Here is a 22,935-nt window from a genome sequence, read left to right as displayed (position 1 = left end):
GACTTCGGGTTTAATGGGCAAGATCACGGGTTTTCTCGAAATCGAACGGCATGACCGCAAGTACACCCCGGTCGCCGAGCGCGTGAAGCATTTCCACGAGTTCGTCGTTCCCCTCTCCGAGAAGGAAACGCGCGACCAGGCCGCGCGCTGCATGAATTGCGGCATTCCCTATTGCCACGGCACCGGCTCGGTCTCGCCCGGCACGCCCGGCTGCCCGGTCAACAACCAGATCCCGGACTGGAACGACCTCGTCTATCAGGGCAACTGGGAAGAAGCCTCGCGCAATCTGCACTCGACCAACAATTTCCCGGAGTTCACGGGGCGCATCTGCCCGGCGCCGTGTGAGGCGTCCTGCACGCTCAACATCGACGACAACCCCGTCACCATCAAGACCATCGAATGCGCGATCGTCGATCGCGCCTGGGACAATGGCTGGCTGAAGCCCGAAATCGCCGCCCATAAGACCGGCAAGAAGGTCGCGGTGATCGGCTCCGGTCCGGCCGGCATGGCCTGCGCGCAGCAGCTCGCGCGCGCCGGCCACGACGTGCATCTGTTCGAGAAGTTCGCCAAGGCCGGCGGCCTGCTGCGCTACGGCATCCCCGACTTCAAGATGGAGAAGGGCATCATCGACCGCCGCGTCGCGCAGATGGAAGGCGAAGGCGTCACCTTCCATTACAACAGCCATGTCGGCGCCGACGGCAATGTCGACCCACGCGAGATGCTCAACGAGTACGATGCCGTGGCGCTGACCGGCGGCGCCGAAGCCCCGCGCGACCTCCCGATTCCCGGCCGCGACCTTGCCGGCATCCACTATGCCATGGACTTTCTGCCGCAACAGAACCGCCGCGTGTCGGAGGAACCGTTGAACGGCGTCCAGGAGATTTTGGCCGGTGGCAAGCATGTCGTCGTCATCGGCGGCGGCGACACCGGATCCGATTGCATCGGCACCTCGCTGCGCCAGGGCGCGCTCTCCGTGACCCAGCTCGAGATCATGCCCGCCCCGCCGGAGCACGAGAACAAGGGCCTCACCTGGCCGAACTGGCCGCTGAAGATGCGGACGTCCTCCAGCCAGGCCGAAGGCGCGATCCGCGAATTCGCCGTGCTGACGCAGAAGTTCACCGGCGAGAACGGCAAGGTCAAGAAGCTGCACTGCGTGCGCGTCGACGACAAGTTCAAGCCGATCGCCGGCACCGAGTTCGAACTCGACGCCGACCTCGTCCTGCTCGCGATGGGCTTCGTCCATCCCGTGCACGAGGGCCTGCTCAAGATGCTCTCGGTCGAGCTCGACCCCCGCGGCAACGTCAAGGCCAACACGCTGGACTATCAGACCTCACGCCCCAACGTGTTCACCGCCGGCGACATGCGCCGCGGCCAGTCGCTGGTGGTCTGGGCCATCCGCGAGGGCCGGCTGTGTGCCCGGTCGATCGATACGTTCCTGATGGGGAAGACGGATCTGCCGCGGTAGTTGCTTGGCTCGCTGTCAGATTTACAAACGGTGTCATCGCCCGCGAAAGCGGGCGATCCAGTATTCCGAAACAGTTGTGATTTACCGAGAAGCCGCGGCGTACTGGATGCCCCGCCTTCGCGGGGCATGACGGCGGAGTAGATGGCGAGAGCGACGGGGCCTTAGCCCAAGACGTGCGGAAAGTGCTGTGCGTCCCACTCGTCAAGCCGGAACAGCACCTTACCGTATTCGAGAAGCTTGTCGTTCGGCCGATAGGGACGCGCCGAAACTTCGACGTCCGAGGCTACTTCACTGGGCATCAGGTGAAAGTGGTCGTTGGTCTCGCTCAGGGCGAGCAGTTCCTTGACGAGAAGGTCTCGGCCTTCGGGATTGAGCCATAGCTCGAATACTCCAGCCGAGTTGATGTCCAAAGTAATCCGAGCCGCCACGGGGCCTCCCCTCTAATTCTGCAACCTCACCCCGACCATCACCACCGTCGCCTGCGAGCTTGACCCCGGCTGGTTCGAATCCAGGATGTCGTGGCGGAGCGTGCCCTTGATCCAGATGTTGCGGTTGAGCTTGTAGATCAGATTGCTTTCGAACGAGTAGGTCTTGTCGTTACGATTCTGGCCCTGATAGTCGTAGGTGCCGTAGGTGAATTTGCCCACTGCCGTAAGCCAGCGGCGGAAATCGTGATCGACTTCGACCCCGTAGGTGTGCACCAGCACGCCGGAGGAGCCGGGGACGGTGGTCTCGGCGATCTGGGTGTCGGTGGCGAATTTCACCGTGGTGAGGCCGCTTGCACTCCAGATCAGCGAGCCCGAGGTCAGGAAGCCCGCGAGCTGGCTCAGGCGCGGGTCGACATAGTTGCGCGCGGAATAGCCGACCGAGACCTCGCCGATGAGGATCCGCGAGAACTCGAAGGACGTGCCGACCTTGGCGTAGCCGCCGTTCGAATCGCGGAAATAGCCGTTGCGGTCGGCGGCCAGGTCATGGACGCGGGTGTCGCCCTGGATCTCGACGAATGGCTTCAGCCCCGGCTTGAGATCGTAGGAGAAGCGTCCGACGCCGCCATACTGGTTGAAGTCGCGATCGTCGTTGCTGAAGGTCGAGCCGTCGGTCAGTTTTGAGTTGGTGTAGGCGGTGCGATCGACAGTGGCGCCGGCCGCGATCTGGAAGCGGTTGAAGCTCTGGTCGAAGCCGACGGTCGTGCCATAGGCGGCATAAACAGGATATTTTTGCAGGCCGGCCTGCACGTTCGGGCTGCCGGGATTGTCGGTGGCGAGCCGCAGGCGCAGCTGCGTGGTCAGCTTGAGATCGCGATTGACGTCGAGGCGGCCGTCGACATGGCCGTTGAAGTCGGGGCGGTCGACCTCGACCGGCGAAGGCGAGGCAAAGCCGTCGATCGTCGCCGGCATGTTGTTGGTGTAGCCCGAGAACGAGCCGCGCAGATCCGCGACCAGCGCGTGGCGCTCCCAATCGGACGCCACGAGGAGATCGGGTGCAACCACATAGGCCGGCGAGCCGACCGGCTTGTTCAGACGCGCCGGATTGGTGTCGTAACCGGTGGAGAGCTCGAGCCCGCCCTTGATCAGGAAACTGCCGGCATAGTCGCCGACCGCGCCGAACGCATCGTCATCGGCCTTGAGGCGGCGGCGTAGCGGCTGGCCGGGCACGGTGCCCGCCATCGCCGCCGGCACGGGCGCCTTGTTGGCGGAGGCGGACGGGGGCGGCGCGATCTTCGGCGAACCGAGCGTGGATGGCGGCGGCGTAGTGGTCGGCGCCCGCGAGCCGGGACCAGCAGGGCGCTTCGGCTTGGGCTGACCCGGATAGAACTTCGGCTGCTGCCGCTTGCGGTTCAGCGAGTCGTAGCCGGAGCTGCTCGCACCGTTGGCGGCCGGCAGGCCATAGGTCGGGACCTGGCTGGTCGCGTTTTGGTTCGTCGGGTTCTGCCATGGGCGCGCCGGCGTCTGCTGGCGCTTGCGAAAGTCGGAGTTGGGATCGGGCAGCGCCGGCAGCGCATCCGACGGTGCCTGCGGAACGCCCGCGGTGCGGCGCGTCGGCAGCGTGTCGGGCGAAGCGAAGCCACCGCGGTTGGGACTGAACAGGTCGGGGGTGAGGCTCTGGGCGGCCACGGGGGCGCTTCCGAGGACCGTCAGCGCAAAGCACGGCAAAGCCGCGCGCAGGAAATGCGCGCGTTTGCTCCGGCTCGTGCCTGGAGACGACCCCACGATGGAAGAACTCCAACGAAATCAAACACTTTCGCGATTGTCCCCACCGATCGGCGGGAACTATCGTTAATGGAGTTAAAACAATTATGGTTAACGACCGGTTGAGGGTCGGGTCGGGCTCGTCGCCTCGAAGGCCGCGGCGTGTTAAGCAGGCGCCAACGGGCGAAGGCCCCTCCTCCTGGACCAGAACATGCCGAGTTCGAAACCGCTGATGACCCAATCATCCGGCCCCATTCCCGACAGCGTCGAATCCGCACTCCGCACGCTGGAAACGGAGAGCGGCGGTATCAACGCGCTCGCCGCCGCCCTGCGCGGCCCGCTTGGCGCGAGCTTCGCCCAGGCGGTCGATCTGATCCGCAACGCGAAGGGCCGCGTCATCGTCACCGGGCTCGGCAAGTCGGGCCATATGGGCCGCAAGATCGCGGCAACGTTGGCCTCGACCGGCACGCCCGCCTTCTTCGTGCACACCGCCGAAGCCGCCCATGGCGACCTCGGCATGATTACCACCGACGACGTCATCATGGCGCTGTCCTGGTCCGGCGAGCAGCCGGAGATGAAGACTCTCGTGAACTATTCCGCAAGATTCGCAATCCCGATGATCGCGGTGACGTCGAACGCGGCATCCTCGCTGGGACAAGCGGCCGACGTCGTGATCGAGCTGCCGAAGGCGCGCGAGGCCTGCCCGCACAATCTGGCGCCGACCACCTCGACCCTGATGCAGGCCGCGATAGGCGATGCGCTTGCGATCGCGCTGCTCGAAGGCCGCGGCTTCACCGCGCTGGAGTTCGCGCATTTCCACCCCGGCGGCAAGTTAGGGGCGATGCTGAAATTCGTCCGCGACTACATGCGCACCGGTGCGGAAATCCCGGTCAAGCCGCTCGGCACCAAGATGTCGGACGCGGTGATGGAGATGTCCGCCAAGGGTTTGGGGTGCGTCTGCATCGTCAACGAGGCGAACGAGGCTCTCGGCATCATCACCGACGGCGATCTGCGCCGCCACATGCGGCCCGACCTGCTGACGGCGTCGGTCGACGACGTCATGACCAGGCAGCCGAAAACCGTACCGCCCTCGATGCTGGCCACCGAGATGATCGAGGTGCTCAACACCCGCAAGATCACGACGCTGGTCGTGACCGAGGCGGACAAGGTGGTGGGCATCGTGCACCTGCACGATCTGCTGCGGGCAGGCGTGGCGTAGGGAGCCACTCACCGTCATTGCGAGCGCAGCGAAACATCCAGAGTGCCACCGCGGAAAGACTCTGGATTGCTTCGCTACGCTCGCAACGACGGCGGCTAGAGCGGCGCAGGAAATCTTGCCGCCGTCTCCTCCAGCGGCAACCGCAGTCCGTTCGCCAGATACGAGACCGTGCGGTAGAAGCCGCACAGCAGCATGATCTCCAGGATCTGCGCCTCGTCGTAATGCGCCGACAGCGCAGCGAACTCAGCGTCGTCAAACGTCGCGCTGTGATGCAGCGCGTCGACGGCGGCGATCAGCGTCTGCTCGGCCGGGGACCAGCACGACGACGCCGCATCACCCTGCACGGTGGCGCGCACTTCCTCCTCGGTGAGTTTCGCCGGCCCGGCAAAGACCGCGACATGCACGCCCCATTCATATTCGCATTTGTTCAGCGCGCAGGTGCGGTCGATCACGATCTCGCGCTGGCGCAGCGACAGCGGTCCGGGATCGAGCAAGCCGCCGGCGCGAAACTTGTCCCAGGCGCGGGTGTGGCCCGCCATGACCCGGAACAGCAGCAGTGGCGGCGCGCCGCGCATGATGCGGTCGAACTGGGCCTGGATCTCCGGGGGATAAGGCGGGGTGAGCGGGGCAATGCGCGCTGTGACCGGGGACATTGGCCGCCTCTCTTGCTACATTTAACGTAGCATGAAGCTACACTATTTGTAGCACCGCGCAAGGGGGCGACGATGGCGAAACAGACCACTTCGAGATCGCGCGGCGTCCGTGGCCCGCGCAGCGGGCGGCCGATCATGGTGCTGCTCGACCTCCTCGGACGACGCTGGAGCCTGCGAATCCTGTGGGAGCTGCGCGACGCCCCCCTCACCTCGCGCGCATTGCGCACCGCCTGCGACGAGGCCTCGCCGACGGTGCTGCAGGCGCGGCTGGACGATTTGCGCGAGGCCGGGTTCGTGGAGCTCGGCGAAGCCGGCGGTTACGCGCTGACGGCGCTCGGGCGGGACTTGTGCGAGACGTTCATGCCGCTGCATAGGTTTGCGGAGCGGTGGCGCAGCAAGAGCGGCGCGTAAGTCTGGCGATGCCGTCCCGACTAGCTCGTCATTGCGAGCGAAGCGAAGCAATCCAGAATCTTTCCACCGGCAGCAGTCTGGATTGCTTCGCTGCGCTCGCAATGACGGTGGACTAAGCCGCCGCCACCGTCAGATTCGCGCCGTCCACTTGCACCACCTTCACACGCGTGCCCGCCGGCGTATCGGGACCTGCGACGCGCCAGACGGTGTCGCCGATGCGCATGGTGCCGTTGCCGTCGACGATCGGCTTCTCCAGCGTGAACTCGCGGCCGAGCAGCGCATCCGCGCGCTTGTTGAGGAAGGGGCTGGCGGCAATTGCATCCGGCTTCGGCCGGGCGAGCCGACGCCAAACCGGCACGGCGGCGGCGGCGAAGATCGCGAACATCACGAGCTGGATCTGCCAGGATATCGCCACTCCGAACGAGATCAGCCCGACCAGCAGCGCGGCGAGCCCGAGCCAGAACAGGAAGACTCCCGGCGCCAGCACCTCCAGCGCCATCAGGATGAAGCCGAAGATCAGCCAGTTCCAGGTGCCGAGCGATACGAACATGTCGGTCATGACACGACCTCTTTGAAATGGCGCATGCCCTTGTCGGAAAACCGGTGTCCACTTTTCCGGGGCATGCGCTTTACCCCTGCCGCGGCGGCACCGCCGGGGGCGTGCTCCCAGTCGTCGGCACCGAACCGCGACGAGCGGCGGCAGCGGCGGATGCAGCACTCTCGCCGAACGTCGCCTTGGCGATCTCGCCGATGCCGGCGAGCGAGCCGAGCATGCTGGTGGCCTCGATCGGCAGCATGATGATCTTCTGGTTCGGCGAGTCCGCAAACTGCCCGAACGCCTTGATATATTTGTCGGCGATAAAGTAGTTCAGCGCCGCGACGTCGCCCTTGGCAATGGCTTCACTGACCATCTGCGTCGCCTTGGCCTCAGCTTCCGCCGACCGCTCGCGTGCTTCGGCGTCGCGGAAGGCGGCCTCGCGGCGACCTTCCGCCTGGAGGATCTGGCCCTGCTTGGCACCCTCTGCGCGCAGGATCTCGGACTGGCGTGCACCTTCGGCCTGAAGGATGTCGGCGCGTTTGACGCGCTCGGCCTTCATCTGTCGGCCCATGGCTTCGACGAGGTCCGCCGGCGGCACAATGTCCTTGATCTCGATACGATTGACCTTGAGGCCCCAGGGCGAGACGGCGGCATCGACTACACGCAGCAGGCGCTCGTTGATTTCGTCGCGGTGCGACAACACCTGGTCGAGATCCATCGAGCCCATCACCGAACGGATGTTGGTCATGGTCAGCACGGTGACGGCTTGGGTCAGGTTAGAGACCTCGTAGCTCGCCTTGGCGGCATCGAACACCTGAAAGAAGGCGACGCCGTCGACCGTCACGGTGGCGTTGTCCTTGGTGATCACCTCCTGCTCGGGAATGTCGATCACCTGCTCCATCATGTTGATCTTGCGTCCGACGCGATCGAAATAGGGCACGATCAGATTGAGCCCGGGGCTCAGCGTCTGGGTGTATTTGCCGAACCGCTCGATGGTCCAGTCATAGCCCTGCGGCACCGTCTTCACGCCGGCCACCAGCGTGACGATGACGAGCAAGACCAGAACAATCGCGAAAATGTCGAAACCGCTCATATTTCCTCCAAGGCGGAAAAGATTGGCGGGAAAAGGCCTTTTCCGCGCTGTCATTGGTCGGGATCACGACCCCAAGGGTTCAGTAAAGTATTCAGTAAAGAGTTCAGAAGGATTCAAGGCTCAGCGGTCGTGCCTGATTTCGGCATCGGTAGGATTCTACACAAGACACCGGGAGAGGGAATGGTCGCGATTATGTATTTGCGAGGCGCTCTTGAAAGCGTGCTGGCGCACACCTAGCGACGACGTTAACGAATCCGGCGGTCGCAGCCAAATCCTACTCGATGACCTCGTTCGCGGTTGCGAGCAGGCTTGGCGGAAGCGTGACGCCGATCGCCTTGGCCGTCTTCAAGTTGATCGCCAGCTCGAACGTGGTCGGATTCTGGACCGGCAAGTCGGCCGCTCGCGCACCCTTCAGGATGCGATCGATATAGGTGGCGGCGCGGCGGAGCTGCTCGGCGCTGTCGGTGCTGTAGGACATCAAGCCACCCTCGTCGACGAAGGTCCGGCTCCAGAACACCGCCGGCACGCGCGCTTCATTGATGGCTGCCAGGAGAAGCGCACGGTTGGACATGGTGAAGAAATCCGGCAGCACCAGCAGGCCGCCGTCTTTCCGCAAGGCCAGGGCGGCGATCGAGGCCGTGTCATGGACCGGCGCGGGCACCACCGTCACATCGAGCGCGCGGCCGGCGTCTTCGATCGTCCGCAGCATCAGCGGCGCGAACGGCGCGGTGGCGGGATTGTAGACGACGGAAACGCGTGACGGCTTTGGCACGACCTGCGTAAGCATCTCCAGCCATTTGCCGGCCAGCGGGCCGTCGTAATCGGTGAAGCCGGTGATATTGCCGCCGGGATGGGCGAGATTCTGGACAAAGCCCTGGCTGACAGGATCGGTGACGACGGCGAAAACGATCGGGATCGTCGTCGTGCGCTGGCGCAGCTCCTCCACTGAGGGCGTGCCGACCGCAAGCAGGATGTCGGGCTTGAGCGCCACGAGTTCGTCGGCGAGTTGCGCGATCCGCGCGCGGTCGCCGCCGCCGTTGCGCCAATCGATCTCAAGGCTGCCGTCCTCCTTCCAGCCATGGCCGGCAAGCGCCTCGACCAGGACCGCGCTACGCGTCTGCCCGATCGCATCGTCCGCCGCAGTGACCGAGAGCACGCCGAGCCGGCGCGTCGCATTCGCTTGCGCCAGCACCGAGGCCGGCAGCATCGTGGTCACCCCAAGAAGCGCCAGAACCTCGCGGCGGTTCATGGGGCGCTCCTCGGATCCAGGCTCACTATATCCAGCCCTGGAGCTCGCGCAGCACCAGCGTTCGGATCACATCCATGCCGGGGTCGCTGTCGTTGAGGCAGGGGATCGCGGAAAACTGCTCCCCGCCATTGTGCTTGAAGATCTCGGCATTCTCCTGCGCGATCTCCTCCAGCGTCTCCAGGCAGTCGGCGGAAAAACCCGGCGTGATCACCGCGATACGGCGCACGCCCTCTTTCGCCAGACGCTCCATGGTCTTGTCAGTGTAGGGCTGCAGCCACTCGTCGAATCCGAAGCGCGACTGGAAGGTCAGCAGCAGCTTTGTCTCGTCCATGCCGAGCCGGCGCCGCAGCGCCTCGGTGGTCGCCACACATTGGTCCTGATAGGGGTCGCCCTTGTCGACATAGGCCTTCGGCATGCCGTGGAAGGAGGCGACGATCAGCTCTGGCTTGAACGACAGGCTCACCAGATGCGTCTCGATCGAGGTGGCGAGCGCCTCGATATAGGCTTCGTCCTCGTAGTAAGACGGCGTCACCCGCAGCGTCGGCTGCGCGCGCAGCCGCGCAAGCACGCGAAACACCTCATCGCAGACGGTGGCCGACGTCGCGGCGGAATATTGCGGATAGAGGGGGACGGCAAGAATGCGATCGCAGCCCTTCGCAATCAGCGCATCGACGCCCGACTTGATCGAGGGATTGCCGTAGCGCATAGCCCATTCCACCGTGACCTGGTCGCGGTCCGACAGCATGGCTCCGAGCTTGTCGCTCTGCGAGCGCGTGATGGTCTTGAGCGGCGACTCGTTCTTCTCGGTGTTCCAGATCTTGAGATAATCGCGCGCCTTGGCGCGGGGGCGGGTGCGCAGGATGATGCCGTTCAGCACCAGCTTCCAGATCAAGCCCTGATCCTCGATGACGCGGGCGTCCGAGAGGAACTCCTTCAGATAGACCCGCACGCCGCGCGCGTCGGCGGTATCGGGCGTGCCGAGATTGACCAGGAGTACGCCGACGCGCGGCTGGCCGGACTGAGGCAGCGGCTTCGTGGTCTTGAGAGGGGCTAGGGTTGTCATGCTCGTTGGGTCGCGCGTTGCCCCGAGCTTGTCAAGATCAGGCCGGTTTCGCTAGGGTCGCACCGAGGCGGGGGAGGAAAGATGACACTCGCGGAATGGTGCGTCTCCGGAGCGTTGCTGCTCTATTTGGTGACGATCGTCTCGGTCAAATGGATCAGGTTTCGCGGGTTCGACAATTCACGCCCGCGCGATCCCGCCTTCTACGAAGAGGCCATCGCGCAGCGCGCGCTCGGCGCCCACCAGAATGGTATCGAGACCTTTCCGTTCTTCGCCTTCGCGGTGCTGCTGGCCGAATTCCGGGACTCGCCGCAGCGGATGATCGACGAGCTCGCGGTGCTGTTCCTGATCGTACGGATCGCCTATGTGCTGACCTATCTCGGGAACCGCCCGACGCTGCGCTCCATCCTCTGGAGCATCGGCTTTGCGATCAATCTCGGGATCTTCTTCATGCCGGCGTTGAAGCAGTTCTTGCCGGTGTGACTCTCCCTTTGTGGGAGAAGGTGGCGCGAAGCGCCGGATGAGGGGTTCTATCGGCGAACGCAGCTGCAAGAGGATCGCTCGCGGAGACAACCCCTCACCCGTCTCGCCGCTACGCGGCGAGCCACCCTCGCCCACAAGGGGAGAGGGAAAAACTCAGAAACACGTCGTCCGTTCGGCCGCGATGTAACCCAACAACAGGCCTGCACCGAACAGCAGCACGAGGCCGGCGGCGGCGAATTCGATGCCGCGCATGAACAGCGCGCCGTTGCCGTCGCGTCCGGCGCTCAGGCGGGCGGCGATGTCCTTGGCGGAGACGGCGACCACGGCAATGACCGCGACGGTGATCGCGGTGCCGAGCCCCATCAGCAGAGTTGCGGCGATGCCGGCCCAGAACAGGCCTTGGGCCAACGCGAACACCAGCACCAGGATCGCGCCCGAACAGGGACGGATGCCGACGGTCAGGATCGAGGTAAAGCCGCGTCCCCAGCCTCCGAGGCCGGCGAGCTCGCTCGGCATGGGGCCGTGGGAATGGCCGCAATGCTCGTCATGGACGTGGTGATGCGCGTGGTGATGATGGGCGTGCGCATGATCGTGACGATGATGATCATGCGCATCATGATGGTGGTGACCGTGATCATGATGGTCATGCGGCACGCCCGCGATCGCCGACACCGGCTGAACCGCCTGCAGCGCACGGATGAAGGTGCGGCCCTTGACCCAGACCAGGCGCAGGCCGAAAAGCGCGATCAGGGCGTAGCTTGCGATCTCGATCGCGCCTTCCGCCTTGCACATGGTCCTGGCGGTCGCATTCAGCACCCAGGCCGAGATACCGACGATCAGGATCGCCACCAGCGACTGCATCAACGCGGATGCAAACGACAGCACGATGCCGCGCCTGACAGTCTCGCGATTGGCGACGAGATAGGAGGCGATCACCGCCTTGCCGTGGCCGGGCCCTGCGGCGTGGAAGATGCCGTAGGCAAAGGAGATGACGAGCAGCGTCCACACCGCCGAGCCGTCGGACTTGGCGGCGCGAATGGTCGCCGACATCTGGCGATAAAATTCCGATTGTTTTGCCAAGAGCCAGCCGATGAGGCCACTGGCCTCAGGCTCAGCCGCCCGCGCGGGTCTTGGTGCGCCAAACGGGTTCTGCGCGACGAGTTCGTGGAGGGCCGCGTCGGCCACGCCCGCAACCAGCAGAACGGCGGCACAGGTGAGCAGCCCACGTGCGAGCGGGGAGAGTTTCGACTTCAAGGGCAATCCACCGTGATCTTGTTGGCGAACATCATGCCGAAATTGGAGTTCTCGCCGTTCATGAAGGTCTGCTCGTTGAGCTTCTGCGCACTCGCGGTGCCGTCGCTCGGCCGCTCAAGTTTCATCTGGCAGCCGGCGGGCGCGCCGACCAGCTTGATCGGGTTGTCCTTGGCCATCTGGAAGTCAATGAAGAAGGAGCGGTCGAACACTTCGAGCATCAATTGCTTGGACCTGACCGGATTCTTCAGCGGCAGCGTGAAGTGCAGGGTCAGGACCGTATCCTTGTAGTCGAGGAAGTAGTCGACCGGCTCCTGGAATCGCTCCTTCTTGCCGTCGGCTCGCGCGAAGGTGAAGTAGGCATATTCCTTCAGCGACTCGACATTGGTCTGCGCCAGCGGTCCGAGCTCCTCGCGGGTATAGACGCCCTTGGTCTTGCTCTCGAGCCCCTGCACGGCATAGGCCGAGAACATGTCGTCAAACGTCCAGGCGTGGCGCACGCCGGTGATGGTGCCGTCCGCGGCATAGAGCAACTCGCTGGTCGCGGTGATCCAGACATGCGGGTGCGCCTGCGCCGCCCCGGCCACAAAGGTGAGGCCAGCGGCGAGCAGCAGCCCGAGCAGGGCGCGCACGCCCATCAGGCCGCCTTCGGGGCGTCAAGCAGACCTCGGCGACGCAGCAGCGCATCGGGCTCCGGCGGGCGGCCGCGGAAGGCCTCATAGGCGGCTTCCGGATCGACCGATCCGCCGCTCGAGTAGATGTCGTCGTGCAGGCGTTTTGCGACGGCGGGATCGAAGATGTCGCCGGCTTCCTCGAATGCGCCGAAGGCGTCGGCGTCCATCACCTCCGACCACATGTAGCTGTAATAGCCGGCGGCATAATGATCGCCGGTGAAGATGTGACCGAATTGCGTCGGACGGTGACGCAGCGAGATCTCCTCGGGCATGCCGATCTTCTCCAGCTCGCGTCTCTCGAAGGCGCGGACGTCCTGCGCGGCGGAGGCCGGCTGGGTGTGGAATTCGAGATCGATCAGCGCCGAGGAGACGAACTCGACCGTGGCGAAACCCTGGTTGAATTTTCGCGCGGCCAGGAACCGTTGCAGCAGATCGTCCGGCAGCGGCTCGCCGGTCTGGTAGTGGCGGGCAAACTTTTGCAGCACCTCGGGCCGCTCCTGCCAATGCTCGTACAGCTGGGAGGGCAATTCGACGAAGTCGGTGAACACGGAGGTGCCCGACAGCGACGGATAGGTCACGTTGGAGAGCATGCCGTGCAGGCCATGGCCGAACTCGTGGAACAGGGTGCGGGCATCGTCGGGCGACAGCAGCGAGGGTTCCCCGTCCGCGCCCTTGGAGAAGTTGCAGATGTTGAGGATCAGCGGCGCGACCTCGCCGTCGAGCTTCTGCTGGTCGCGCAGCGAGGTCATCCAGGCGCCGGAGCGCTTCGACGGCCGGGCGAAGTAATCGCCATAGAACAGCGCCTTGTGCTTGCCGTCCCGCCCCTTCATCTCCCAGACCCGGACGTCCGGATGCCAGACCGGCACGTTCTTGCGCTCCTCGAAAGTGACGCCGAACAGGCGCGTGGCACAGTCGAAGGCGGCGGCGATCATGTGATCGAGCGCGAGATACGGCTTGATCGCGGCGTCGTCGAAATTGGCGCGCTGAAGGCGCAGCTTTTCGGCATAGAAGCGCCAGTCCCAGGGGGCGAGCTTGAAATTGCCGCCCTCCTCCGTGATCAGCGCCTGCATGTCGTCGCGGTCGGCGAGCGCCCGCGCCCGGGCCGGCTTCCAGACCCGCTCCAGAAGGCCGCGCACCGCTTCCGGCGTCTTGGCCATGGAATCCTCGAGCCGGTAGGCCGCGAAGGTCGGATAACCCAGGAGATTGGCGCTCTCCTCGCGCAGCTTCAGGACCTCGACGATGGTCGCGTTGTTGTCGTTGGCATTGCCGTTGTCGCCCCGCGCGGTGAAGGCCTTGTAGACCTTCTCGCGCAGGTCACGCCGGGCCGAGCTCTTCAGGAACTGTTCGACCGAGGAGCGCGACAGGGTGACGATGGCCTTGCCGGCCATGCCGCGTTCTTCCGCCGCAGCCTTGGCGCTGGCGACAAAACTCTCCGGCAGGCCCTGGCGGTCGGCTTCGCCGAGCTCCATGAACCATTCCTGCTCGTCGCCGAGCAGATGATGACTGAAGCTGGTGCCGAGCTGGGCGAGTCTCTCGTTGATCTCCGCCATCCGCGTCTTGGCCTCTTCGGAGAGGCCGGCGCCGGAGCGGTGGAAGCGGGTGTAGGTGCGCTCGAGCAGGCGGAGCTGTTCCGGTGTCAGACCGAGATTGGCGCGGTTCTCGTGTAGCTGGGCAATGCGGCCAAACAGCACGGCGTTCATCATGATCGGATTCCAGTGCCGCGCCATCCGCAAGGAAACCTCCTTGTCGATCTCCAGAATGGCCGGGTTGGAATGCGCCGAGACGAGGTCGTAGAAGACCGACGCGACCTTGCTGAGCAGCTTGCCCGAGCGCTCCAGCGCCGTGATGGTGTTGGCGAAGTCGGGCGCGGTCGGGTCGTTGGTGATCGCTGCGATCTCGGCGGAGTGGTCGGCGAAGGCCTGCTCGAAGGCCGGGAGGAAGTGCTCCGGCTTGATTTCGTCGAAGGGCGGGGTCGCAAACGGCGTCACCCACGCCTTCAGCAGCGGGTTGGTCTCGGAGTCCGTAGTTTGGCGGGGTTCTGACATTACAAGTCCCGATTTGTGGCTCGATTGTTGCGGCCAGCTATAGCACGCGATAGGGCTTTTTTGGGCCGTTTGCCCTTGCTCCCGGCTGCCTTTTCGGTGAGATTGCGGCCCTCCAAGCCTAGGACCCCTGAGCTCATGAACGCGACCTCCTCGTCTTCCCGTCGGATCGTCTGGCCGAGCGTCATCACCGTCGTCAGCGCCGCCATCCTGATCGGCGCCGAGGTGTTCGGCGCGGCGTTTGCCGGCGGCTGGGCGCTCGCGATCCTGTTCGGGCTGGGCGAGCAAGGCACGCACATCCTTCAGGCCACGCTGTTTGCGCTCGGCGTGCTCGTGATGACGGCCTTCATCCGCGCCGCTCAACGCGTCGAGCCGTTCACGAAGCGCGGCTGAAGCGCGGACGCTCGCGAGTGACGCGCGCCGCGCAGAAAACTTAACGCGCGTTCATCTTTCGCGTCGCGCGCGCAACACTGCGCAAGCAGATGTTAGGCAATTCTGTTCGCAGCCTAAAAAATCTCTTGCGAAGCAGAGTCAAAACACTTATGTGCGGATTGCCCAATTTCGCACGTGCCTGTGGTCGTGTGTCAGTCGGTAGGTATCCGGACAAGAGGCCGGACAGCCGCCAAGGGGTGAAGAAGCCGAGGGGCTCTTCGGAAGTGTGGAAGTCGGAAGGCTCATCGCCGGAAGACGAAAGCAAACCCGGAGCGTCCAGCATCTCTCTCAAAGAGATGCCTTGTCGAAGGTGACTTTGCTCTTTGCAACCGTGACTGGCAGCCGGAGGCGAACCGGCGCACCCCGCTCTCAACGGGGGACGCGACTTAAAGCAACGACGGATCGGGCTTTTTTGGTCTCTACCGGCAGTCCAACGCCGGCGCGGGCTACTGAAAAGGCTTGTCCTTCATTGCCAGGTGTGCGGGCGGGAACATTCCCAACCAATCCACGGCAGCACAGTCTGATGTGAGTCTTTGGCTCGTCGCGCCTCCATCGCGCGATCTGGCCGGAGCGCTCTTATCCGACGTCATTTTTTGAACGGATCCCCGTCGCTGGGCCGTTTGGGAGAGTGCTATGACCGACCGTATCCAGGAATTCCTGCGCAACCGCCGCAGCGAGGGCCTCGACACCGAGCCGTGCCTCGTCGTCGACCTCGAAGTCGTGCGCGACAATTACCAGACCTTTGCCAAGGCGCTGCCCGACAGCCGCGTGTTCTATGCCGTCAAGGCGAACCCGGCGCCGGAAGTGCTGGCTTTGCTCGCCTCCATGGGCTCCTGCTTCGACACCGCGACGGTCGCCGAGATCGAGATGGCGCTGGCCGCCGGTGCGACGCCCGACCGCATCTCCTTCGGCAACACGATCAAGAAGGAGCGCGACATCGCGCGCGCCTTCGCGCTCGGCATTCGGCTGTTCGCGGTCGATTGCGCCGCCGAAGTCGAGAAGGTCGCCCGTGCCGCGCCCGGCGCAAAGGTGTTCTGCCGCATCCTCTATGACTGCGCCGGCGCCGAATGGCCGCTGTCGCGCAAGTTCGGCTGCGACCCGGAGATGGCCGTCGACGTGCTCGACGTTGCCAAGCGTCTGGGCCTGGAGCCGTGCGGCATCTCCTTCCATGTCGGCTCGCAGCAGCGCAAGGTGAAGGCGTGGGACCGTGCGCTGGCAATGGCCTCGCAGGTGTTCCGCGACTGCGCCGAGCGCGGCATCAACCTGACCATGGTCAACATGGGCGGCGGTTTCCCGACCAAGTACCTGAAGGACGTACCGCCGGTGGTGACCTACGGGCGCTCGATCTTCCGCGCGCTGCGCAAGCACTTCGGCAACCAGATTCCGGAGACCATCATCGAGCCGGGCCGCGGCATGGTGGGCAACGCCGGCATCATCGAGTCCGAAGTCGTGCTCATCTCGAAGAAGAGCGACGAGGACGAGGTGCGCTGGGTCTATCTGGACATCGGCAAGTTCGGCGGTCTCGCCGAGACCATGGACGAGTCGATCCGTTACGCCATCCGCACCCCGCATGACGGCGCGGACATGACGCCGTGCGTGCTCGCGGGCCCGACCTGTGACAGCGCCGACGTGCTGTACGAGAAGAACCCGTATCCGCTTCCGGTGACGCTCGAGATCGGCGACAAGCTGCTGATCGAAGGCACCGGGGCCTATACGTCGACCTACTCGGCGGTGGCTTTCAACGGCATCCCGCCGCTGAAAACCTACCACATCTGATCCGCCTCGCGTCTGAGGCCTGACGAACCCGGGAACCGGCTTGCCGGCTCCCTCCCTGACATTTCGATTTCTGACGACGCCTTGAACCGGCGTGCTTTGCGCACGTCAGTTTCAAGCGGGGACTGACGCGCCATGACTGCTCTTCGGAAGACACAAATTGACCCCACTTCGAAAGCCGCTCCGTTCGCGATCCGTGCGGAGCGTGCTGTCGACGTTGCGATGCGTGAAGCGCTGCTCGATGCGTCCTTTGGCGAGAACCGCCATGGCCGTACCTGTCAGCGCCTGCGTGACGGACGCGCCCCCGCTGCCGGCCTTGCGCTGGCCGCGATGCGCGAGGGGAAGCTCGTGGGAACCGTGCGGCTGTGGCACGTCAGCGCCGGAGGCAGGCCCGCTCTGGTCCTCGGACCGCTGGCGGTGGACCCTGCCTGCCGCGAGCTCGGGATCGGCGCCGCGCTGATGCAACAAGCGCTGGCTGCCGCCCGGGCGCGCGGGCATGCCGCCGTGATCCTGCTCGGCGATGCCCCCTATTACGCCCGCTTCGGCTTCTCGGCCGCCAACACCGGCGAGCTGTCGCTGCCCGGTCCGTTCGAGCGCGACCGCCTGCTGGCGATCGAATTCACGACAGGCGCGCTGGACGGCGCCGCCGGGATGATCGTCCCGACTGGTGCGGCCCTGCCCAAACGGAGGGTAGTTCGCGCCCTCCAGGCGCGCGCGGCTTAAGGGATCGCCATGATGGCGACGACCTAGCCGCGTTAAGCGGCAACGCCCGGCTGTGCCTGCGTTAAGCTCCATTCCTTTGGGGTTGCGCAGGCCGGCAAATTGCGTAAACCCCACGAAATTCCTCTTCAGTCGAGGCCTACGACCATGTCCCGCCGCCTGATTTCCACCGGCTCCCCGTTCGAGAAGACCGCCGGCTACAGCCGCGCCGTGATCGACGGCGAGTTCGCCTTCGTCGCGGGTACCACCGGCTACGACTACACCACCATGACGATGCCGGCCGATGTCACGAGCCAGTCACGCAACTGCTTCAAGACCATCGAAGCTGCCCTGAAGGAGGGCGGCTTCGAGATGGCCGACATTGTCCGCGTCACCTATTACCTCACCGACGCCAAGAACGCAGACGCGCATTTCGCGGTCTGCGGCGAAGTCCTCGGCGAGATCCGCCCGGCCGCCACGCTTCTCGTCGTCTCGGCGCTCTACAAGCCCGAGATGAAAGTCGAGATCGAAGCCACTGCCAAGCGCCGCAGCACCTGAGCCATCCCTCACCATTTGCTCGCCAGCACGTTCCGGAGAAACCATCCTATGAGCCCCGCCTCGCAGATCTACGCGAAGATCACTGGCCCCATCGTCATGGTCGGCTTCGGCTCCATCGGCAAAGGCACGCTGCCGCTGATCGAGCGGCATCTCGATTACGACAAATCGCGCATCACCGTGATCGATCCCAAGGACGAGGGTCGCAAGGCGCATTGCGAGAAGCACAATGTGCGCTTCATCCAGAAGGGTGTGACCAAGGACAATTACCGCGAGTTGCTGACCCCGCTGCTCACCGAAGGCGGCGGCCAGGGCTTTTGCGTCAATCTCTCGGTCGACACCGGCTCCACCGACATCATGGAGCTCTGCAACGAGCTCGGCGCTCTCTATATCGACACCGTCAACGAGCCCTGGCTCGGCTTCTATTTCGATTCGTCGAAGGGCCCGGAGGCGCGCTCCAACTACGCCCTTCGCGAAGCGACGCTGGCCGCCAAGAAGGCGCGCCCCGCGGGGTCGACGACGGCCGTCTCCTGCTGTGGCGCCAATCCCGGCATGGTCTCGTTTTTCGTCAAGCAGGCGTTGCTCAACGTCGCCGCCGATCTGAAGCTCAATGCCCCCAAGCCGAAGACCAAAGCCGAATGGGCGGACTTGATGCGACAGGCCGGTATCAAGGGCATCCATATCGCCGAACGCGACACCCAGCGCTCCAAGAAGCCGAAAGAGCCCGATGTCTTCGTCAACACCTGGTCGGTGGAAGGTTTCCTGTCGGAAGGCGTGCAGCCCTCCGAGCTCGGCTGGGGCACCCACGAAAAATGGATGCCCGAGAATGCGCGGACTCACGAAGCCGGCTGCGGCGCTGCCATCTATCTGATGCAGCCCGGCGCCAACACGCGCGTGCGCACCTGGTGCCCGACCCGCGGCGCGCAATATGGCTTCCTCGTCACCCACAACGAGTCGATCTCGATTGCCGACTATTTCACCGTGCGCGACGCATCGGGCACGGCGGTCTATCGGCCGACCTGCCACTACGCCTATCATCCGGCTGACGATGCCGTGCTGTCGCTGCATGAAATGTTCGGCCGCGCCGCGAAGATGCAGGAAAAGCACCACATCCTCGACGAGAACGAAATCGTCGACGGCATCGACGAACTCGGCGTGCTGCTGTTCGGCCATGACAACAATGCCTACTGGTACGGCTCGCAGCTCTCGATCGAAGAGACCCGCAAGCTCGCGCCCTATCAGAACGCCACCGGTCTGCAAGTGACCTCCGCCGTGCTCGGCGGCATGGTGTGGGCGCTAGAAAACCCGAACGAGGGCATCGTCGAAGCCGACGAGATGGATTTCGATCGTCTGCTGGAAATTCAGCTGCCGTATCTCGGCCCGGTGAAGGGTTTTTATACCGACTGGACGCCGCTGACGGATCGTCCGGGACTGTTCCCGGAGGACATCGACACGAGCGATCCCTGGCAGTTCCGGAATGTTCTGGTGCGGTGAGGCGGCGTCGCGCCACGGCCACTGCTGTCATGCCCCGCGACCCGGCTACGCCAAGGCTTAGCCGAGGTTGAGGTCCAGGCGCGCCGAAGCTTTAGCGTAAGCGGCAGGCGGGGCATCCAGTACGCCGCAGCATCTCCGTATCCACGCACAGCCTCTGGAATACTGGATCGTCCGCCTTCGCGGACGATGACAGCACCCGCGTAGATGCAGAACCTACTTCCTCTCGATCGGCGGCGCGATCTTCTCGGCTGGGGCTGGCGGCAATGCTGGTTTCGCCGCGCCGGCAGCGCCCTGCGTCTGCGGTTCGGGCCGCGCGGGCTCTGGGGCGGGCGTGGTCGGCCGGTCGCCGCCGGGCTTGGCTTCCGCGGGCTTATTCTGATCGTCGGACGGCGTGCCCTGAAGGGGTTGCGTCGCTTGGGCTGTCTGCATCCGGGTCTCGGCGCGGATTTGCGCCAGCGACATGCCTGACACCACGACGCCTGCCGCGAACAGCGAGCAGGCGACCATCAAGTCGAGCTTCAGTCTGCGCTTGTCATATTGGCCGGGCATGTCGATCACCGCCTTTGTCTGCGGGATCAACGAAATTGCCGCTCTGCGGTTCCCGCCCGTGGCGGCCGGAACTCGACGGCTGCGCGCCACATGGCCCCATCCACGGTCGGAACGATGACAGATTAAAGCTCGAGCAGGCCGCCATCACCATTTTCGTCGGCGAACGCCAACAGCGTCCCCTTCGCGTTCCAGGCGAGCGCGGCGACTGCGGGCGTGCCGTTGCGGCGGACGAGGATCTCGGCGCCGTCCTCCAGACGGACCATCAGCACGGTGCCGTCGCTGTAGCCGGCGGCGAAGATGTCGTTCCTGGGGTGGCAGGCGACGACCGACACGCGCGCCTGCAGCGGCGCGAGCATCGCTGGCTCCTTGCCCATCGGGCCATCCTTGCTAGCGAACGGCCACAGGATCACCGTGTCGGCGCCCGAGGTCGCCAGCGCCTTGCCGCCCGCGCTCCACGACATCGAGCGGACGCGGCTGGGATAGCCGGTCATGCGCATGTGCCTGTTGTCGGCAAGCCGCCAGCCGTGCAGCGCCGATTCGTGCATCGTGGTGACCAGGAATTTGTTGTCCGGGCTGAAGGTGACGCCGAGATGCGAGCCGGCCCAAGGCAGGAATTCGGCCGACCCCGCCATGTTGGGAAACCACAGCGTCGCGCCGTTGTAATGGGCGATCGCGAGACGCTGGCCCTTCGGCGCAAACGCGAGGCCGCCGACGGTCGAGGGCACCTCGAGCGACTTCTCCTCGCTCTTGCCGCTCTTGAAGAAAGCAGTCTTGCCAGCCGACCAGGCGTAGGCACCGTCCGGATGCAGCGCCACCGCATCGATCCAGCGCCGTTTCGGGTCGGTCGCAAGCAGCGTCACTTCGCCTTTGGCCTCGAGCGACACGACTTTTCCATCGTCGCCGCCCATCACGAGGCGCTTGCCGTCGGAGGCGGCCGAGAGAATGCCGCCGCTGTGCACGGCGATCTTGCTGATCTCACCCTGGCTATCCACGAGCGCGACATTCTCCTCGCCGCCGACGAAGGCGGCGCGGTTGCCAAGGAAATGCACGGAGGTCACGACCATGCCGAGCGCGAGCGGTTTGACGCGCTCGGTGACGGAGACGATCGAGGCGGAATCGGCGGGTGGCGTAAACTCTTTCATCACGAGACGATGCAGCTCTCAAAACCCTGGCGAATGAGGTCTTGCGGCAATTCGCGACCGATGAAGACGAGGCGGCTCTCGCGCGGCTCGCCGTCCTTCCATTTGCGCTGGTGGTTGCCCTCCAGCATCATGTGGACACCCTGAAAGACGTAGCGGTCATCATCGTCGTGGAAAGCAAGGATGCCCTTGGAGCGCAGGATCTTGCCGCCCTCCACCTGCACCAGGTTCTGAAGCCAGGGCATGAACACGTTCGGATCGAGCGGCTTGTCGGTCTTGAGTGACAGCGACTGCATGTCCTCGTCGTGATAGTGCTTCAGGCCGTGGCTGTGATCATGATTGTGATGATGGTCGTGATGGTGATGATCATGGTCGTGGTCATGATCCTCGGCATTCAGGAAGTCCGGCTCGATGTCGAGGATGCGGTCGAGGTCGAAAGCGCCGCGGTCGAGCACGTCCGCCAAAGCCACCGAGCAGCGCTCGGTGCGATGCAGTTTCGCATAGGGATTGATGGCGCGGATGCGGGCCTCGACCTCGGCAAGTTCTCCCTTGGAAACGAGATCGATCTTGTTCAGCACGATGACGTCGGCAAAGGCGATCTGGTTCTTGGCCTCAGGTGCATCCTTGAGGCGGTCGGATAGCCATTTGGCGTCCGCAACCGTGACCACCGCATCGAGGCGCGCGCTCTTCTGCACGTCCTCGTCGACGAAGAAGGTCTGGGCGACGGGGGCCGGATCGGCAAGACCGGTGGTCTCGACGATGATGGCGTCGAACTTGCCCTTGCGCTTCATCAGGCCTTCCATGATGCGCACGAGATCGCCGCGCACGGTGCAGCAGATGCAGCCGTTGTTCATTTCGAACACTTCCTCATCGGCACCGATGATGAGGTCGTTGTCGATGCCGATCTCGCCGAATTCGTTGACGATGACGGCGTATTTCTTGCCGTGGTTTTCCGACAGGATGCGGTTCAACAGCGTGGTCTTGCCCGCACCGAGATAGCCGGTCAGGACGGTCACGGGAATTTTTGGGGCGGTCGCTTCAGACATAACAACTCCGGACTTCGGGCTTTTCGCGCGACGCGAGGCGGGGTGGCCCCTGCCCTAGTGGTCAAGCGCACTGGTCAGGGCCTTTATATTGTGCCTGACCATATCAATGTAAGTGGGTGCAGGCCCCTTTTCGCCGGTCAAACCGTCCGAAATCAGGGTCCCGCCGACTTTTGAGCCGGTCTCCGCCGCGATCCGCCGGATCAGCCGGTCGTCGCTGATATTTTCCAGGAACACGGCTGGGATTTTTTGGGCCTTGATCTGGCCGATGATGGTGGCGATGTCCCGCGCGCTGGGCTCGGTTTCCGTGGAGACGCCGAGCGGCGCGATGAACTGGACGCCGTATTCGGCGGCGAAATAGCCGAAAGCGTCATGGGTCGAAATCACCTTGCGACGCTCCTGCGGGATCTTGGCCACGGCTGCGCGGACCTCGCGGTCGAGCGTTTCGAGCTTTTCCAAATAGGCCTTGGCCCGGGCGCGGAAGAACTCCGCATCGTCAGGGTCGACCGCGGCCAGCGCATTGGCGATGTCGGTGACGTAGATTTTGGCGTTGGGGACCGACTGCCAGCCATGCGGATCTGCGGCCGAGCCGAGCTTGAGCGGCGCGATGCCGGCGCTCACGATAACCACCTGCGCCTTGCTGCCCGAGGACTGCACGAGCCGTGGCAGCCAGCCCTCGAGACCAAGCCCGTTGACGATGACCAGCTTTGCGTCCGCGATCCGCTTCGCATCGCTTGGCGCGGGCGCGTAGACATGGACGTCGCTGTCGGCCCCGACCAACGTCGTCAGATTGATCCGGTCGCCGCCGACATTACGGACGAAGTCGGCCAGGATCGAGAAGCTCGCGACGACTTTCAGTTGCTCAGCGGCGTGCAGCGGCGAGGCGATCAGCATAAGCACACAAAGCAGGATGCGCCGCATCGC

General features: G+C 64.4%; 23 protein-coding genes. 9 read left to right on the top strand and 14 right to left on the bottom strand.

Annotation, left to right across the window (positions count from 1 at the left end; genetic code table 11):
• Positions 1-13: 13 nt before the first annotated feature.
• Positions 14-1,465, top strand: coding sequence for a glutamate synthase subunit beta (locus tag IVB07_RS04590; protein WP_018453334.1), 1,452 nt, complete (start codon positions 14-16; stop codon positions 1,463-1,465).
• Between the two features lie 161 nt (positions 1,466-1,626).
• On the opposite strand, the gene IVB07_RS04585 is transcribed toward IVB07_RS04590, so the two are convergent.
• The gene (locus IVB07_RS04585; protein ID WP_018453333.1) at positions 1,627-1,893 is read right to left on the bottom strand and encodes a hypothetical protein; all 267 of its coding nucleotides are present in this window, start codon (positions 1,891-1,893) and stop codon (positions 1,627-1,629) included.
• Positions 1,894-1,905: 12 nt separating this feature from the next.
• Positions 1,906-3,675 carry an outer membrane beta-barrel protein gene (locus tag IVB07_RS04580; protein ID WP_247299314.1) on the bottom strand — a complete coding sequence of 590 codons (1,770 nt, stop codon included), beginning with the start codon at positions 3,673-3,675 and terminating at the stop codon, positions 1,906-1,908.
• 190 nt (positions 3,676-3,865) lie between these two features.
• Here IVB07_RS04580 and IVB07_RS04575 point away from each other — a divergent pair, with 190 nt between their 5' ends.
• A complete protein-coding gene (locus IVB07_RS04575; RefSeq protein ID WP_166520846.1) occupies positions 3,866-4,873 on the top strand; it encodes a KpsF/GutQ family sugar-phosphate isomerase in 1,008 nt (335 codons plus the stop codon).
• A gap of 95 nt (positions 4,874-4,968) precedes the next feature.
• On the opposite strand, the gene IVB07_RS04570 is transcribed toward IVB07_RS04575, so the two are convergent.
• Positions 4,969-5,526: a carboxymuconolactone decarboxylase family protein gene (locus IVB07_RS04570; RefSeq protein ID WP_018453330.1), complete on the bottom strand. Its 558-nt coding sequence runs from the start codon at positions 5,524-5,526 to the stop codon at positions 4,969-4,971.
• 72 nt (positions 5,527-5,598) lie between these two features.
• Here IVB07_RS04570 and IVB07_RS04565 point away from each other — a divergent pair, with 72 nt between their 5' ends.
• Positions 5,599-5,937, top strand: coding sequence for a helix-turn-helix domain-containing protein (locus tag IVB07_RS04565; protein ID WP_204512442.1), 339 nt, complete (start codon positions 5,599-5,601; stop codon positions 5,935-5,937).
• Between the two features lie 112 nt (positions 5,938-6,049).
• On the opposite strand, the gene IVB07_RS04560 is transcribed toward IVB07_RS04565, so the two are convergent.
• The 4 genes from IVB07_RS04560 to hemH all read right to left on the bottom strand — a co-directional run bounded on the left by IVB07_RS04560 (position 6,050) and on the right by hemH (position 9,880).
• Complete coding sequence (locus IVB07_RS04560; protein WP_007597152.1) at positions 6,050-6,496, bottom strand: NfeD family protein; 447 nt, start codon at positions 6,494-6,496, stop codon at positions 6,050-6,052.
• A 70-nt stretch (positions 6,497-6,566) separates the two neighbouring features.
• Positions 6,567-7,568: an SPFH domain-containing protein gene (locus IVB07_RS04555; protein WP_007615156.1), complete on the bottom strand. Its 1,002-nt coding sequence runs from the start codon at positions 7,566-7,568 to the stop codon at positions 6,567-6,569.
• A gap of 274 nt (positions 7,569-7,842) precedes the next feature.
• Complete coding sequence (locus IVB07_RS04550) at positions 7,843-8,817, bottom strand: ABC transporter substrate-binding protein (RefSeq protein ID WP_018453328.1); 975 nt, start codon at positions 8,815-8,817, stop codon at positions 7,843-7,845.
• 25 nt (positions 8,818-8,842) lie between these two features.
• The gene (gene hemH / locus IVB07_RS04545) at positions 8,843-9,880 is read right to left on the bottom strand and encodes a ferrochelatase (protein WP_018453327.1); all 1,038 of its coding nucleotides are present in this window, start codon (positions 9,878-9,880) and stop codon (positions 8,843-8,845) included.
• An 81-nt stretch (positions 9,881-9,961) separates the two neighbouring features.
• Between hemH and IVB07_RS04540 the strand changes: the two genes are divergently transcribed.
• Positions 9,962-10,360, top strand: coding sequence for an MAPEG family protein (locus tag IVB07_RS04540; RefSeq protein ID WP_018453326.1), 399 nt, complete (start codon positions 9,962-9,964; stop codon positions 10,358-10,360).
• A 153-nt stretch (positions 10,361-10,513) separates the two neighbouring features.
• On the opposite strand, the gene IVB07_RS04535 is transcribed toward IVB07_RS04540, so the two are convergent.
• From IVB07_RS04535 to IVB07_RS04525, 3 genes are read right to left on the bottom strand one after another with little or no spacing between them, the layout of a single operon-like run.
• The gene (locus IVB07_RS04535) at positions 10,514-11,614 is read right to left on the bottom strand and encodes a nickel/cobalt transporter (RefSeq protein WP_247360922.1); all 1,101 of its coding nucleotides are present in this window, start codon (positions 11,612-11,614) and stop codon (positions 10,514-10,516) included.
• A complete protein-coding gene (locus tag IVB07_RS04530; protein WP_247299312.1) occupies positions 11,611-12,249 on the bottom strand; it encodes a DUF1007 family protein in 639 nt (212 codons plus the stop codon). The genes IVB07_RS04535 and IVB07_RS04530 overlap by 4 nt, the downstream gene beginning before the upstream one ends.
• Positions 12,249-14,330, bottom strand: coding sequence for a M3 family metallopeptidase (locus tag IVB07_RS04525; RefSeq protein WP_018453323.1), 2,082 nt, complete (start codon positions 14,328-14,330; stop codon positions 12,249-12,251). The genes IVB07_RS04530 and IVB07_RS04525 overlap by 1 nt, the downstream gene beginning before the upstream one ends.
• 135 nt (positions 14,331-14,465) lie before the next feature.
• Between IVB07_RS04525 and IVB07_RS04520 the strand changes: the two genes are divergently transcribed.
• The 5 genes from IVB07_RS04520 to IVB07_RS04500 all read left to right on the top strand — a co-directional run bounded on the left by IVB07_RS04520 (position 14,466) and on the right by IVB07_RS04500 (position 19,280).
• Positions 14,466-14,720: a hypothetical protein gene (locus IVB07_RS04520; protein ID WP_018453322.1), complete on the top strand. Its 255-nt coding sequence runs from the start codon at positions 14,466-14,468 to the stop codon at positions 14,718-14,720.
• A 672-nt stretch (positions 14,721-15,392) separates the two neighbouring features.
• Positions 15,393-16,535 (top strand): type III PLP-dependent enzyme, encoded by a 1,143-nt coding sequence (locus IVB07_RS04515; protein ID WP_018453321.1) that lies wholly within the window; start codon positions 15,393-15,395, stop codon positions 16,533-16,535.
• Between the two features lie 132 nt (positions 16,536-16,667).
• Positions 16,668-17,255 (top strand): N-acetyltransferase, encoded by a 588-nt coding sequence (locus IVB07_RS04510; protein WP_026232510.1) that lies wholly within the window; start codon positions 16,668-16,670, stop codon positions 17,253-17,255.
• Positions 17,256-17,399: 144 nt separating this feature from the next.
• A complete protein-coding gene (locus IVB07_RS04505; protein WP_018453319.1) occupies positions 17,400-17,789 on the top strand; it encodes a RidA family protein in 390 nt (129 codons plus the stop codon).
• A gap of 48 nt (positions 17,790-17,837) precedes the next feature.
• Positions 17,838-19,280 carry a homospermidine synthase gene (locus IVB07_RS04500; protein WP_018453318.1) on the top strand — a complete coding sequence of 481 codons (1,443 nt, stop codon included), beginning with the start codon at positions 17,838-17,840 and terminating at the stop codon, positions 19,278-19,280.
• Between the two features lie 213 nt (positions 19,281-19,493).
• On the opposite strand, the gene IVB07_RS04495 is transcribed toward IVB07_RS04500, so the two are convergent.
• The 4 genes from IVB07_RS04495 to IVB07_RS04480 form a co-directional block, all read right to left on the bottom strand.
• Positions 19,494-19,829 carry a hypothetical protein gene (locus IVB07_RS04495; protein ID WP_026232509.1) on the bottom strand — a complete coding sequence of 112 codons (336 nt, stop codon included), beginning with the start codon at positions 19,827-19,829 and terminating at the stop codon, positions 19,494-19,496.
• Positions 19,830-19,951: 122 nt separating this feature from the next.
• Positions 19,952-20,971 carry a WD40 repeat domain-containing protein gene (locus IVB07_RS04490; protein ID WP_018453316.1) on the bottom strand — a complete coding sequence of 340 codons (1,020 nt, stop codon included), beginning with the start codon at positions 20,969-20,971 and terminating at the stop codon, positions 19,952-19,954.
• The gene (locus IVB07_RS04485) at positions 20,971-22,014 is read right to left on the bottom strand and encodes a GTP-binding protein (RefSeq protein WP_026232508.1); all 1,044 of its coding nucleotides are present in this window, start codon (positions 22,012-22,014) and stop codon (positions 20,971-20,973) included. The genes IVB07_RS04490 and IVB07_RS04485 overlap by 1 nt, the downstream gene beginning before the upstream one ends.
• Positions 22,015-22,068: 54 nt before the next feature.
• Positions 22,069-22,932 carry a metal ABC transporter substrate-binding protein gene (locus IVB07_RS04480; RefSeq protein WP_018453314.1) on the bottom strand — a complete coding sequence of 288 codons (864 nt, stop codon included), beginning with the start codon at positions 22,930-22,932 and terminating at the stop codon, positions 22,069-22,071.
• Positions 22,933-22,935: the final 3 nt, after the last annotated feature.

This window comes from Bradyrhizobium sp. 172, assembly GCF_023101065.1.
Lineage (GTDB): Bacteria > Pseudomonadota > Alphaproteobacteria > Rhizobiales > Xanthobacteraceae > Bradyrhizobium > Bradyrhizobium canariense_D.
Note: the sequence above shows the minus strand (reverse complement) of the source record. Positions and strands in the feature narration are given on the sequence as shown.